This is a genomic window from Acinetobacter sp. MF4642 (assembly GCF_002018925.1).
Lineage (GTDB): Bacteria > Pseudomonadota > Gammaproteobacteria > Pseudomonadales > Moraxellaceae > Acinetobacter > Acinetobacter johnsonii.
Genome location: NZ_MVON01000005.1, coordinates 84,831 through 98,627 on the forward strand (window position 1 = coordinate 84,831; position 13,797 = coordinate 98,627).

Consider the following 13,797-nt stretch of genomic DNA (forward strand, 5'->3'; position numbering starts at 1 on the left):
TATGTTTATTTACAGGTCTGTTTGATTCTAATAGCTTTCATGCAAATGTCATTAATTATTTATTTGAAAGGATATACTGCATTTGGATAAAGTGTGAACTGCATAACGATTTGTTTGAGATAAAATGCAAATTTAAAATTAAGCAAAAAAAGAAGTCGCTATGTTTTTTGCAAGTGACAATCAATTTCGCTGGGATTAAACTAGTCCAACTTAATAACAACCGAGTGGGAAAGGGAATGCTAACAGCTCAAGAAGCTTTAAGCCGTCTAAAACAAGGTAACCAACGTTTTGTAGCGGGTGAGACAACCCACCATAAGCAATTGTCTCACCAAGCACGAGCAGAGATGGCGGAAGACCAAAATCCATTTGCCATTGTACTCGGATGTTCCGATTCTCGTGTGCCTGCAGAAATGGTCTTTGACCAAGGTTTGGGTGATCTGTTTGTTATTCGTGTTGCAGGAAATGTGGTTGCACCTTCGCAAGTTGGCAGTGTTGAATTTGCGGCTGAGCGTTATGACTGTGCAGTAGTTGTGGTACTTGGTCATAGTCACTGTGGTGCGATTCAAGCCACCATTGACACCCTGATGAACCCAGATAGCCCACCATCTGCAAACTTGATGTCGATTGTAAACCGTGTCCGTCCTTCGGTTGAAACCTTGATGCAAACTGAACTGAAACATGACTTATACAAACTGTCTAAACACGCAGTACGTTCAAATGTATTTGCCTCTGTAAATCAGTTACGTCATGGCTCAGCTGTGCTTGAAAGCTTGATTGCCAAAGGCAAGTTACAAGTGGTTGGCGCTGAGTACTCACTTGAAAGTGGTGAAGTGGTTTTTTTTGACTTCTGATCAGCGGATATGATCAGAATAAAAGGCGCTTTATAAAGCGCCTTTTATATAGGGATAAGCTAAATTTAATAAAATAGCTTGTGCCTTGCCATTTGGATGGACCAAGTCTTTTTGCATCAGGCTTTTATTTCCCGCTACACCTTCCAAGAAGAAGGGCAGTAATTTCACTTTGTATTGTTGACTAACCACTTTGTAATTATTTTCAAATGCCTTGCTATAGGCTGTGCCATAGTTTGGTGGCATTTTCATTCCCAAGACAACCACGGTGGCATTGGCTTTTTGACTCTGTTGAATCAGTTGCACTAAATTTTTTTGAATCATCTGAGGGGGTTGACCACGCAGCCCATCATTCCCGCCAAGCTCAATCACCACCACATTTGGCTTATGCGTTTGCAACAGTTTGGGTAAACGAGCCAAAGCGCCACTGGTGGTTTCACCACTCACACTGGCATTGACCACTTTGTGTTGTTTCGGATACTGTTGGTCTAACCGTTTTTGCAGTAAATTTACCCATGCTTGCTGTGGTTCTATGCCATAACCTGCACTAATGCTATCTCCTAAAACCATCACGGTTTTTGCAAAAACCCAAGTGGGGCTTAGGCACAGTGCAAGCAAAACCAAGTATGAACTGATACGTTTTTTAAATTTGCGATTTTGCATGAATATTTGCATATAGGGATGTTATGACCCAAGTTCATAGTGATGTAAGCATCATGCCACAAGTGATTATTTCTGCCCAGCAACTGACACAAAAGATTAAACTTCCGCAAAAAGAACTGACCATTTTCTCAGATTTGAGTCTGAGCATATTAGCAGGTGAACAAGTCGCAATTACAGGACGTTCAGGTTCAGGAAAGTCTACCTTACTGGGTATTTTGGCGACCTTAGATCAGGCTAGCGGTGGTGAGTTAATCGTTTGTGGTGAAAGTATTTCCAAGCTCAATGAAGAACAGCGTGCACAGGTGCGTTTAAAGCATATTGGCTTTGTGTTTCAGTCCTTTCAACTGCTACCACACCTGACTGCTGTTGAAAATGTGATGCTGCCGTTACGGCTTCATCCATCATTTAACTTCGCTGAAGCGGAGCAACGTGCTTTGAGTTTGTTGCAAAAGGTTGGATTAGAGCGACAGGCCACCCAAACACCGAAGGTACTTTCGGGTGGGGAGCAGCAGCGCGTCGCAATTGCCCGTGCGCTGATTGCTGAACCAAAAATTATCTTTGCCGATGAACCAACAGGAAACTTAGACAGTCAAACTGCGCGAGAAATTGAGCAACTATTGTTTCAATTGAACCGTGAGTTGGGTACGACCCTCATTTTAGTGACGCATGACCATACGCTTGCAGAACAGTGCCAGCGTCATTTTGAATTACTCGATGGTCAGTTGATCGAACATCCTCAAACGGGAGGATAAAATGAATTCTCTATTTCAGCCCTTACTGAAGCAAAGTTTTAAAAGTAGCGGTGTGTATTTATTGATTATTGCGTTGATTCTCGCGATCAGTGCAACGACCGCGCTGAAGTTTAGTAATGAGCAAATTCAAAATGCTGTAGCTCTGCAAGCCGCTGAGATGCTAGCAGGGGACTTGGTTTTAACGGACAGCCAAAAACTCGACCCGAAATGGAAAGCACAAGCGACAGCTCTTAATTTAAAACAATCCGAAGTCACTGTCTTTAGTTCAATGGCATATACCGATGATCAGTTTGTTATGGTCAATGTCAAAGCCATCGATCAAGCTTTTCCTCTGCGTGGAGAGTTACGTATTCAGCCAGTTGCGAAGCACATTGCCTCGGGTGAAGTTTGGTTGAGTCAGCGTGCTAAGGATTTGCTACAGGTTAAACTGGGCGATCAGCTGAATATTGCAGACGGTACTTTCAAGGTGACAGGCTTGATTGAGCATGACTCCAATCAAGAGTTGGGCTTTTCAGGTTTCTCGCCAACGGTGATTATTTCTGAAACGGATATTGCTAAGACCAATGCCATACAAGTCGGTAGTCGCATTGACTATCGTCTACTGATGGCAGGTACAGCACAAAATACTCAGCAGTTTGAAGCAAATTTTAAGAAGCAAAATGCAGCACCTATGGACGTAGATGCGACAGCTCAAAGTCCTAATGCGGAAGAACCACAAAACAGCTTACGCCTACGCAATGCCAGTGAGGGCAATACCCGTTTAATGAAACCAATTGCAAATTTGGACACTTTTTTGCAGTTGGCGAATATTTTAACGATTTTGCTGTGTGGAATTGCGATTGCTCTGACCAGTCAGCGCTTTGTACAACAAAACCAAGACCATATTGCGCTATTGCGTTGTATGGGGGCGGCGAAGTCACAAATTCTCTGGGCTTACCTCAGCTTGTTGGGTGTGGTGTTCTTGCTTGCCATGCTGGTCGGGAGTGTCGTGGGTGTCGGGCTGGGTTATGGCCTGTTACAGTTGATGTTACAACTGATTCCACACTTAAGTATTGCGTTTTCAGCGTGGGATATACTGCTCGGGCCGATTCCGATTGCTATGTTGACCAGTGCAGTAGTGCTATTGGGTTTTGTCTTGCCGAGTTTTTGGGAACTGTTGAATACCCCACCGATCCGTGTCATTCGCAGTCAAGAAAAATCAGTTTCGTCTATGTTTTGGATGTTACTTGCAGGCACGGCAAGTCTGGTATTATTTAGTATTGTTCTGACTGAAAACATGGTGCTGACAGCCATGGTGATTGGGGCAATTATTATTCTATGTGCAGTGTTATACGTTGTGGTCTGGCTGAGTTTGAAGTTCCTGCGCGGCTTGAAAAATGCGGTTTCTGCCTATGTCCGTACGCCTTACCAAACTGCGTTTCAGATTACCGCTTTGGCTTTAGGACTCAGTTTAATTACGGTTTTAGCCGTGCTACGAACCGATTTGTTAGAACGTTGGCAACAGCAAATTCCTATAGGAACGCCGAATCAGTTTGTATATGGTTTACCGCCTTTTGACATGCCTGAGTTAAAAGCGAAAATTGAACAAAACCATTGGAACAGTACGCCGCTCTATCCGAATATTCGAGGTAGACTGATTGCCAAAAATGGACAGCCTTTTGCTGCGGATTTGGTGAAGCAAAATAATTCCTTACGTCGCGAGCTAAATTTAACCCAAGCAGACCGTTATCCTAAAGACAATGTAATTGTCTCTGGAGTATCAAAACTGACAGCAAAAGGGCAAGTTTCGGTGGAAGCCAACACCGCAACAGAGCTTGGGATAAAAGTGGGGGATCAACTGACCTTTAGCTTACCAGAGGGTGTGATTCATGCCAAAGTGGCAAATTTAAGAAGCGTGGAATGGGAAAGTTTTAGCCCAAACTTCTTCTTTATTTTTGCGCCCCAAACTATGGATGAAAATGCGGGCAGTTATTTGGGCAGTTTCTATGTGCCTGAGTCAGACAAAGCGAAATTGGTCAGTATCATTCAACAATTTTCCAACACTGTCTTTATTGATGTCAGTTTAATTTTAGACGAAATTAAGCGCATTGTTACGGTGCTGGTGCAGATTGTCACGATCCTTGCAGTTTTAGTGAGTATTTCAGGTATTCTGGTTTTAATTGCTTGCCTGAACTTACTGATGGATGAGCGTAAACGTGAAGTGGCGTTATTACGTTCATTTGGTGGTTCCAAGCAAAAACTCAGAACCATGCTCAGTCTAGAAATTGGCTTTATTGGTTTTATGGCAGGTGTGGTTTCTTGTTTGTTTGCCGAAGCGATAAGTGCGGTAGCATGTTATCGCATGGGATTAGCCATTCAGCCGCACTGGGAAATCTGGCTCATTTTACCACTGTTTATGACCTTACTCTGCGCGCTGATTGGGCGTTATCGCTTAAGTTATCTCAGTGATATTCCACCTTTACAAAGTTTGAGAGAGATCAATCAATCGTGATTGGTCTCTTAATACGTTAAGTGTTGAATCTTAGAAATTGAGCTGTTGACGCATCATCATTAACACTTCTGACCATAAGGGTTGAATATAGACCACAAGGTTTTGGCAGTGTAAGTAAAACCAATACGAACCGCAGGCTGCCAAAACAAGGCTCAGCGGCATAATCCAACGCTGCTGCGTCTTTTGGGAGAGATACCAAAGTGCCGCCAAAACAGCACCCATCAACATGCCGCCAATATGTGCGGCATTATTAATACCTGAAATCATAAAGCCCATGGCTAAGTTGATTCCCATCACGATGAGTAAAGTCTTTTTATCTAAAATAAAACGTTGCTGTGGGAGCATCGGCAGTAGCGATAGAACCGTCAGTGCTGCCCCAAGTCCCATGACGGCACCTGAAGCCCCTGCACCGACACGAGGCAAGAGTTCAGGGTTTGCTAACCCAATACGAATCAGTTCATAACTGTCTTGAATGGCGATATAACCACTGAGCAAGCTACCCATGAGACCAGCAAGAACATATAGCGCAAGAAAATAGACACGTCCAAACATTTGCTCCAGCACACTGCCAAAAATATACAGTGCCCACATGTTCAACATGAGGTGAACCAAGCCAAAATGAAAGAACATACTGCTCAATAAACGCATCGGTTCAGTCAAGAAGGTGAGCGGTGCATAGTCTGCTCCCCAGTGTATAGCATCAGCCGTACTTGGATTGCTGACATCCATGCCATGCAGGACTTGCCAAAAAAACAGCCCAACATTCACGGCAATAATGACGGCGGTAATCCACCATAAATGTACGTCGAATTTTGTTTTGATTTGCGGAGGTGTAAGCTCGGTCATGCTATTCTTGCTAAAATTTTGCTATATTTGCCCAAGCTTAGCATGAATAAAAATGATTTTTGGAGTAAGCCACTGGCATGAAAGCTTTTATTGTTCGTAGTTTGTTAGTCGTTGTCAGCTTCGTGCTTTTGGTACAGTTGTGGATTTTTGCAAGCCTAGCGTGGTGGCGTTACAAGCCAGTGGAAACCACCATGTTTATGCGGATTGATTATTGGTCTGAGCCATCTAAACCCATTCAACATGAATGGCGTGATTATGACGAGATCAGTGAGTACATGAAAAAAGCCATTGTTGCGGCTGAAGATGGCAAATTTATGCAACATCATGGTTTTGACTGGGATGGGATTCAAGCAGCGCTTGAACGTAATAATGACACGGGCAAAGTGGTCGCGGGCGGTTCAACAATTTCTCAGCAATTGGCCAAAAACTTATTTTTATATAACAAGCGTTCATTCATTCGTAAAGGTCAGGAAGCTGTTGCAACTTGGATGATGGAACGGATGTGGAGCAAAGAACGCATCTTAGAGGTATATCTGAACTCGGTGGAGTTTGGCGATAATATCTATGGCGTCGAAGCTGCGACCCAACACTACTTTGGTAAAAGTTCACGTAGCTTAAGCCGAGAGCAGGCGGTCTTTTTAGCGGCTATTTTACCCAATCCGAAATACTACCAAGACCATCAAAATGACCGTAAGTTGCAAAACCGTGAGCGCATGATTCGAAAGTATATGCGCTATAGCGATATCCCTTAATTTGATTGATGTGAAAAAGCCCAAATTTATGGGCTTTTTTTATGAAATTGTCACAAAATTGAAGCATACTTATCATGATAAAACGCATTCAAATAATTAAAGGTTAGCTATGAATACGGCAGCAAGCACATCTCCGATACTACAACCTGAATACGCATATAACGATCGCTATATTAACCGTGAGTTATCGATATTAGATTTCCATTTACGTGTATTGGAACAAGCCGTAGATCCTTTACATCCGCTGTTAGAACGGATGAATTTCTTACTGATTTTTTCACGTAACTTAGATGAGTTCTTTGAAATTCGTGTTGCGGGCGTCATGGAACAGTTGGATCTGGGTAATGAAAGCCGCAGCCCCGATGGCTTAACCCCACGCCAAGTCCTCGACCAAATTTCGCAAACCGCACATGCCGCAATTGAACGTCAGTATCGTATTCTCAATGATGAAATTCTGCCGAAACTACGTGAGGAAGACATTTGTTTCTTACGCCGTGGGGAACTGACACCTGCACAGTCTTCATGGGTGAAGAAATATTTCCAAGAACAGGTCGCACCTGTCTTAACACCGATTAGCCTTGACCCTGCGCACCCATTTCCGCGTTTAGTGAATAAAAGTCTCAACTTTATTGTGACTTTGGAAGGGAAAGACGCATTTGGTCGTCAGATTGATTTGGCCGTTGTGCCTGCACCACGTTCATTGCCACGTGTGGTTCGTCTACCTGATGAACTCACAGGTGGAAAAGAGCATCATGTGATGCTTTCAGCCATTATCCATGAGCATGTTTCTGACTTGTTCCCAGGGATGACAGCGACAGGCTGTTATCAGTTCCGTGTCACACGGAATGCTGATTTAGCACTCAATGAAGATGTGGAAGACTTAGCCAAAGCACTCAAAGGTGAGTTAAGTTCTCGTCGTTTCGGACGTGCAGTACGTTTGGAAGTTACACAAAACTGTCCAGAACATATTTATAACTACTTGCTAGATGAATTTGATCTGCATCAGGAGCAGTTGTATAAAGTCGAAGGACCTGTGAATTTGGCACGTTTATTGTCCAATTTTAAACGTCCACATCTACGGTATGACGCACATATTCCTGTTATTCCTAAAGTGTTGAAAAAGTCGGAAAGCATGTTCTCTGCAATGCAGAAGCAGGATATTTTACTACATCATCCGTTTGAGTCTTTCGCACCTGTGATTAACTTGTTGCGTGAAGCGGCACGTGACCCACAAGTGTTGGCAATTAAGCAAACCCTCTATCGCAGTGGTGCAGACTCTGAAATTGTACAAGTCCTAGCAGAAGCGGCGCGTAATGGTAAAGAAGTTACCGCGGTGATTGAGCTGCGTGCGCGTTTTGATGAAGAGTCAAATATCGAAGTGGCAAATGTGCTACAAGAAGCGGGTGCTGTGGTTGTTTACGGCATTGTGGGCTATAAAACTCATGCCAAAATGATTCTTGTGGTACGCCGTGAAAATAATAAACTCGTTCGTTATGTACATTTGGGAACGGGTAACTATCATGCGGGTAATGCGCGTATTTATACCGACTATGGCTTGCTCACGACCGATAAAGAGTTGTGTGAAGATGTACACCGTATTTTCCAAGAATTGACAGGTATGGGGAAAATGGCGAAGCTGAAAAAGCTACTTCATGCGCCGTTTACGCTCCATGCACAACTGATCAATTTTATTGATGATGAAATTGCCAATGCCAAAGCGGGCAAGAAAGCGCAGATTATTGTGAAAGTAAATGCACTAACTGAAGTGCAACTGATCAACAAGCTATATGAGGCATCACAGGCAGGTGTACAAATTGATCTCATTATTCGTTCAATTTGTTGTCTACGCCCGGGCTTGCCAGGGCTTTCGGAAAACATTCGTGTACGTTCGATCGTGGGGCGTTTCTTAGAACATACCCGTGTTTTCTATTTTAGTAATAATGGCGATGCGCGTATTTATGGTTCAAGTGCTGATTGGATGGATCGAAATCTATTTAATCGTGTTGAGGCCTGTTTCCCAATTGAGGATCCTGCTTTGAAAAAACGTATTTATCAGCAAGGGTTGTTGACCTATTTGCAGGATAATCAACAAGCTTGGTTACTACAGGGTGATGGAACTTGGCTTCGTGCGACGCTAGCTGAAGGCGAAACCGAGCATAATGCACAGCGTTATTTGCTAGATGTGATTAAATAACTTTAGGGATTGTGCTTGAGTCTACTAAAGATTTAGGCACAAAAAAAGGAGTCATGTTTGACTCCTTTTTTATGCACAAAAATAAGCTTAGTGCAGATCTTGAGTAATTTTTTTCAGGATTTGTAATAGCACATCAAATTCGCTTTGTAGTGGGGTGCTTTTACGTGTCACCAAAGCCAAGATACGGCTTGGAGCAGCTTCAATTTGTTTGACCATCAAATCTGGATTCGCTTTAATCATATTGGTATGAATTGCGATTTCAGGTAATAAGGTAAAACCAAGATTAGCCGATACCATTTCCACAAGGGTGGGTAAAGAACTCGCTTTTAAACGATGATCGTTTTTACGCTCACCAATTGGGCAGACACTTAGCGTATGGTCACGTAAGCAGTGGCCTTCTTCAAGCAACATTAAGCGTGAAAGGTCTAAGTCATCCAGCGATTTGGCTTGGCTTGCGATATCTGATTTATTGCAGACCAAAAACAAACTTTCTTTTGCGACTTCAGCAACTTTTAAGCCACGTGTATCAAAAGGTAGAGCCAAAACGACCATGTCTAAATTGCCATGTTCGAGTTTTTCTACAATTTTCTCACTTTGCGCTTCGTGTAAATGTAGTTGAATTTTAGGGAGTTGCTTATGCACTTCATCTAACAATTGCGCCAGAATAAATGGCGCAATGGTTGGAATAACACCTAGATGTAAATCACCAGTTAAAGGCTCGCTCATTTCTCGGCTTAAACGCATCAGGTCTTGAGCATCTGCCAGTAGAACACGAGCACGAGCAACGACTTGCTCGCCTAGAGGAGTTAAGCGCACATTTTGGCGATCACGCTCTACAAGTACGCCACCGAGTAGGCGTTCAAGCTCCATAATCCCGCCCGACAAAGTCGATTGGGTTACAAATGAACGGCGTGCAGCTTCAGTAAAATGCAGCGTTTCTGACAGTGTAACGAGATATGACAGCTGTCTTAAGGATGGTAATGCAGCCATAGTGTCCTAATGATTATGATTTAAAGTGTTGTGCAAATAATTCGCTAAGATTTGGAATGAAGTGCGGTGGGATATCATGCCCCATTCCATCAATTAATTCAAATTTAGCACCCATAATTGCCTTTGCAACGGCCTTTCCGTGACTAGGCGGGAGTAAACGGTCTCGCGAACCGTGTACCACAAGGGTCGGTTGTTGAATCTGTTTGTCCAGTTGCAATAAAGAACCTGTACATAATATTGCTAAAAACTGTTGAAGTACACCCGCAGGGTAATAACTTCGGCGATATAATTTGCGAGAAGTCTGAATTGACTCGATTGGATTGTGATAATCAGGCGAGCCAATGATCTTAAACACTTTCAAAGAGTGGCTCACAATTCCTTCTTCATCGGTCGATTCAGGTCGACCAATTAGACTAAAGAGTTGCTTTGGAAAAGGCGGCGGCAGTAAAGGTTGGTTGTTACTGGTGAACATTAGGCCGAGCTTTTTGACCTTCTGTGGATGACGCGCTGCTAGAATTTGCCCAATCATACCACCCATGGATGCACCAATCACATAACTTTCATCTAAACCTAAACGGTCTAAAAGCAGTGCCACATCGTCAGCCATGTCGTATAAGTCATAAGGTGCACCACGGTTATCTAAACCTAAAGCAAAACGCCCCATCAGTTTGAGGGTGTTTAAGCGGGGACCTTGATGTTTAATTTTTGAAGATAAACCAATATCGCGGTTATCAAAGCGAATGATACGAAAACCTTGATCAATCAGAGATTTACAGAAGAAATCAGGCCAAAATAACAGCTGTGCTCCTAAGCCCATGATCAAAACAATGGTCGGATGATGGTCTTCGCCACCGATTTCGACATGGAGTTCAATACCATTGCCTAAGTCGACTTTGGTTTCGCGCATAAAAGAGGTATAGGGTGAAAGATTATATTGGAGTGCGCTATTCATTATTGTAATCCTCACATAAAGGACATCTATTGTTATAAATGTCCTTTTATTTAAACTCTAAACCTGTGCTGGAATCAAGTCTGGAACCAGTTTTGTTAATGCTAAACGTTGTTTCGCTGCGGTTGCACCGAGCAGTACGAAGCCGCGAAGTGTACCTTGACTGTCTAGGGCTTTGGCAATCATGCCATCGTCTAATTCCTCAGTTTCCCAGTTCACCTCTGCATCGATTGGCGCAGGCAAAACAGTGAGCGGCGCAGCCGGTGTTTTAACTGCTACAGGCATAGCAGGGTAATGCACCGCAGTGGTCTCGCCATTTAAGGTTTTGGCTAAAGCACGTGCTTGCTGCATGATCGGCATGACATAAGGCAGCAAGAGTCCGTTCACTTCAGCACAATCTCCGACCGCGTAGATATGCGGCTGATTGGTCTCAAGTTGTGCATTGGTCAAAATCCCACGACTGGTTTGAATATCTGCTTCTTTTGCAAGGGAAATGCTTGGTTGTAAGCCAATCGCAGATAACACTACATCTGCGACCAAAGACTGACCATTGGCTAAGGTCACAACATAGTCACCATTTTCAATTTTAGACACTTTTTCAACTGTGGTGCCAAGGACAAAATGAATACCCGTTGCTTCAAGGTTTTCTTTAAAGGCACTTGAAACATGCGCTGGCAATAAACGACCCAAAGGCTGGTTTGCCAAGTCGATGACGGTAGCTTGATGGCCTGTATGTTGTAAATCATTGGCAAATTCGCAGCCGATGAGACCAGCACCTAAAATGACTACGCGTTTGTCTGCACGTTTTTCAAGTTCTGCGCGGAAGGTTTTATAGTCGTCTAGATTGTTTACAACTTGAATGTCATTGCTTCCATCACCTGCAATGGCTAAGCGAATTGGGTTTGCTCCTACCGCTAAAACCAATTGAGAGTAGGGCTGTGTAGATTCAGCTCCATCTTTAATAACGGTTAACTGCTGTTGTTCAGCATGAATCTCTTTCACCCAAGTATGCGTGGCAATTTGCATTTTCAGTTGTGTTGCCATTTTCTCTGCATCACCCAAAGCAATCTGTTCAGGCGCTTTGTTGGCAACAAAGGCATTGGACAATGTTGGTTTGGCATAATTAGTCGCATCATCTGCACATAGCATAAGCAGCTCTTGTTCAGGGTTCAGCTTGCGAAATTCACGTGCTACAGCATAGCCTGCCATACCTGAGCCAATGATGACGATGGGATGCATAAGCTTCTCCAGAGATTATTTTAAAGACGTAAAAAAAGACCATGCTGCATGGTCTTTAACACTATGAATTAGATTTCAACCATTTCAAAATCGATTTTTGACACGCCACAATCTGGGCAAGTCCAATCGTCAGGGATATCGTCCCATTTCGTTCCCGCCACGATGCCATCTTGTGGCCAACCTTCTGCTTCGTCATAAATCCATCCACAAACGATGCATTGATACTTCTTCATTTGACTCTCCAAAACGCTGAACAAGAAAGGGTTCAGCAAAATAATCCATTACGCAAGCTGCTATTCATCTGAGTGGTTAGCATACTTCGCTAACCTAAATTTTTACGCAGTTCTAATACGAATGTAAAGTAAATATCGAAGTTTAATGATTGAATCTATCTGCTAAAAGCGATGATCAGGACAAAACGTATCATTTAAAACCAGATCGTATTTGGCAAAAGTGTGAAAGATATAGATGATTGCAAGTCAAAAAGCTGTGTTTTTTCAATCAGCTGGTCTTTTAAAATCCTTAAAAATATAGACTATGGTCGTGATGCAAATGTAGAATTAAATTGCTATTTTATCATTGAGTACATCTATACCTAATATTTATTAAATAAATGATTTAATTAAAAACAATAGCTTACACAAATATTTGGGTTGTTCAGTCGGCTGCATGGCCAGTACTTGACTGTTTTTTTAACAGATAAAGCTGTAAAATTCATCTATTCCTTTTCAAATTTTATTGATCTCCTATGAACAACTTGTCTACAACGTTGTGGTCGCACATTCGTACGGTCCAAGATTTTCCAAAACCTGGGATTTGCTTCTTCGATTTAACACCATTGTTTATGAGCAATATTGAGCCTTTAACCGATGCGTTAATTGCAAGTATTCCTGCTGAACAGTTGGCGGAAGTAGACAGTTTTGTTGCTGTAGAAGCGCGTGGCTTTGTCCTTGCGAGCTTATTGGCACAGCGTTTAGGTAAAGGTTTATTGTTGGTGCGTAAAGCGGGCAAGCTGCCACCACCAGTGGTGGGCGTGGGTTATAGTTTGGAATATGGTTTAGACCGCTTAGAAATGGCAGCCAATACCCCATCGCAAAAAGTGATTATTGTAGATGACGTTTTAGCGACAGGTGGGACATTAAAAGCCGTTAATCAGCTGGTGGCAAAATGTAATCATGAAGTGCTCGGTGCTAGTATTTTTCTTGATTTGCCTGATTTGCATGCTGACTTAGGTTTAAAGATTTGGTCAGTGTTAGATGACAAATCGAAACCAGAATCTGTTGCTGCATAAGCACATTAAAAAGCCTTGGGACATCCAAGGCTTTTTTTATTTATATAAATATTGTTGTTCTAGATGTTCAATCAGTTGATTAATATTTTCAGGTTTAAGTAGTCGGTGATGCCCACCTTCAACCGCTTGAATTAACATATAATTTTCTAAAATTTCCTGTGCCGCATACATATCGATCAATTCATCTCCCAACTCTAAATAGGCCACTTGCGGTACATTGTGATCTAAGTCAGTATCATTAATGCTCGGGTAATCATCGCGAAAGTCAGGGGCTAAGCGTGGGTTGGCAATCACACACGGAATTTGATGCAGCAGCGACATTTTTAATGCCCAATATGCACCAATACAATGTCCAACAATAATTTCAGGTTTTATTTTTTCAATAATATCGTCGTAGAAACTGGCTACGGTAGAAAAATTGAGATAGCGATAATCGATATCGATACAAAATTTCTGCTTTGCATCAATGGCATGGAACTTAGTGGACTCGCGCGAGGAGTCTAATCCATGCAAAAACAAAATTTTAGATTCGCATCTGCTCATGATTAATCATTCAATTAAAAAAATAAATTATTTTATGAGTGGAGAAAAGTTTACTTTTCCACGATTTATAATGTCCATTGTAGAGGGATTAACCGTGAAATGAAGTTAGCTTTTGGTCTAAGAAATAGACAGACCTTTTATACGGTGGGCGTCTTAGCTCTGAAATAAACAGGATGTATACTTTTTTATATGCCGCGTGGTTTTTGATGATGCTCATTCGTCTGGAATTCTGCTATGCT

The 13,797-nt window shown here is 42.5% G+C and carries 13 protein-coding genes; 6 read left to right on the forward strand and 7 right to left on the reverse strand.

Annotated elements, in window-relative coordinates:
• The first annotated feature begins 236 nt into the window (after positions 1 to 236).
• Positions 237 to 851, forward strand: coding sequence for a carbonic anhydrase (locus MF4642_RS04440; protein ID WP_078425432.1), 615 nt, complete (start codon positions 237 to 239; stop codon positions 849 to 851).
• Positions 852 to 881: 30 nt separating this feature from the next.
• On the opposite strand, the gene MF4642_RS04445 is transcribed toward MF4642_RS04440, so the two are convergent.
• Entirely contained in the window at positions 882 to 1,511 is a 630-nt protein-coding gene (locus MF4642_RS04445; RefSeq protein WP_078425433.1) for an arylesterase, read from the reverse strand.
• A gap of 23 nt (positions 1,512 to 1,534) precedes the next feature.
• On the opposite strand from MF4642_RS04445, the gene MF4642_RS04450 reads away from it, so the two are divergent.
• Together MF4642_RS04450 and MF4642_RS04455 are read left to right on the forward strand one after the other, a co-directional pair.
• Positions 1,535 to 2,263, forward strand: a complete 729-nt coding sequence (locus MF4642_RS04450; protein WP_078425434.1) for an ABC transporter ATP-binding protein — start codon at positions 1,535 to 1,537, stop codon at positions 2,261 to 2,263.
• 1 nt (position 2,264) lies between these two features.
• Positions 2,265 to 4,754: an ABC transporter permease gene (locus tag MF4642_RS04455; RefSeq protein WP_078425435.1), complete on the forward strand. Its 2,490-nt coding sequence runs from the start codon at positions 2,265 to 2,267 to the stop codon at positions 4,752 to 4,754.
• A 30-nt stretch (positions 4,755 to 4,784) separates the two neighbouring features.
• Here MF4642_RS04455 and MF4642_RS04460 read toward each other — a convergent pair whose 3' ends face one another.
• Positions 4,785 to 5,600: a rhomboid family intramembrane serine protease gene (locus tag MF4642_RS04460; RefSeq protein WP_078425436.1), complete on the reverse strand. Its 816-nt coding sequence runs from the start codon at positions 5,598 to 5,600 to the stop codon at positions 4,785 to 4,787.
• 77 nt (positions 5,601 to 5,677) lie between these two features.
• Between MF4642_RS04460 and mtgA the strand changes: the two genes are divergently transcribed.
• Together mtgA and ppk1 are read left to right on the forward strand one after the other, a co-directional pair.
• Positions 5,678 to 6,352 (forward strand): monofunctional biosynthetic peptidoglycan transglycosylase, encoded by a 675-nt coding sequence (mtgA, locus tag MF4642_RS04465; protein ID WP_004694386.1) that lies wholly within the window; start codon positions 5,678 to 5,680, stop codon positions 6,350 to 6,352.
• Between the two features lie 109 nt (positions 6,353 to 6,461).
• Positions 6,462 to 8,546, forward strand: coding sequence for a polyphosphate kinase 1 (ppk1, locus tag MF4642_RS04470; protein ID WP_078425437.1), 2,085 nt, complete (start codon positions 6,462 to 6,464; stop codon positions 8,544 to 8,546).
• Positions 8,547 to 8,633: 87 nt separating this feature from the next.
• Here the strand turns inward: ppk1 and oxyR are convergent, their stop codons facing one another.
• From oxyR to rubA, 4 genes are all read right to left on the reverse strand, one after another.
• Positions 8,634 to 9,536 (reverse strand): LysR family transcriptional regulator OxyR, encoded by a 903-nt coding sequence (gene oxyR / locus MF4642_RS04475; protein WP_078425438.1) that lies wholly within the window; start codon positions 9,534 to 9,536, stop codon positions 8,634 to 8,636.
• Between the two features lie 13 nt (positions 9,537 to 9,549).
• On the reverse strand, positions 9,550 to 10,488 hold the full coding sequence (locus MF4642_RS04480; RefSeq protein WP_004694383.1) for an alpha/beta fold hydrolase: 939 nt from the start codon (positions 10,486 to 10,488) through the stop codon (positions 9,550 to 9,552).
• A gap of 57 nt (positions 10,489 to 10,545) precedes the next feature.
• Complete coding sequence (locus MF4642_RS04485) at positions 10,546 to 11,724, reverse strand: NAD(P)/FAD-dependent oxidoreductase (protein ID WP_005399871.1); 1,179 nt, start codon at positions 11,722 to 11,724, stop codon at positions 10,546 to 10,548.
• A gap of 68 nt (positions 11,725 to 11,792) precedes the next feature.
• Positions 11,793 to 11,957 carry a rubredoxin RubA gene (gene rubA, locus MF4642_RS04490; RefSeq protein WP_004694381.1) on the reverse strand — a complete coding sequence of 55 codons (165 nt, stop codon included), beginning with the start codon at positions 11,955 to 11,957 and terminating at the stop codon, positions 11,793 to 11,795.
• 515 nt (positions 11,958 to 12,472) lie between these two features.
• Here rubA and MF4642_RS04495 point away from each other — a divergent pair.
• Positions 12,473 to 13,015, forward strand: a complete 543-nt coding sequence (locus tag MF4642_RS04495; protein ID WP_005399870.1) for an adenine phosphoribosyltransferase — start codon at positions 12,473 to 12,475, stop codon at positions 13,013 to 13,015.
• A 36-nt stretch (positions 13,016 to 13,051) separates the two neighbouring features.
• Here MF4642_RS04495 and MF4642_RS04500 read toward each other — a convergent pair whose 3' ends face one another.
• Positions 13,052 to 13,558 carry a YqiA/YcfP family alpha/beta fold hydrolase gene (locus MF4642_RS04500; RefSeq protein ID WP_010326266.1) on the reverse strand — a complete coding sequence of 169 codons (507 nt, stop codon included), beginning with the start codon at positions 13,556 to 13,558 and terminating at the stop codon, positions 13,052 to 13,054.
• Between the last annotated feature and the right edge of the window lie 239 nt (positions 13,559 to 13,797).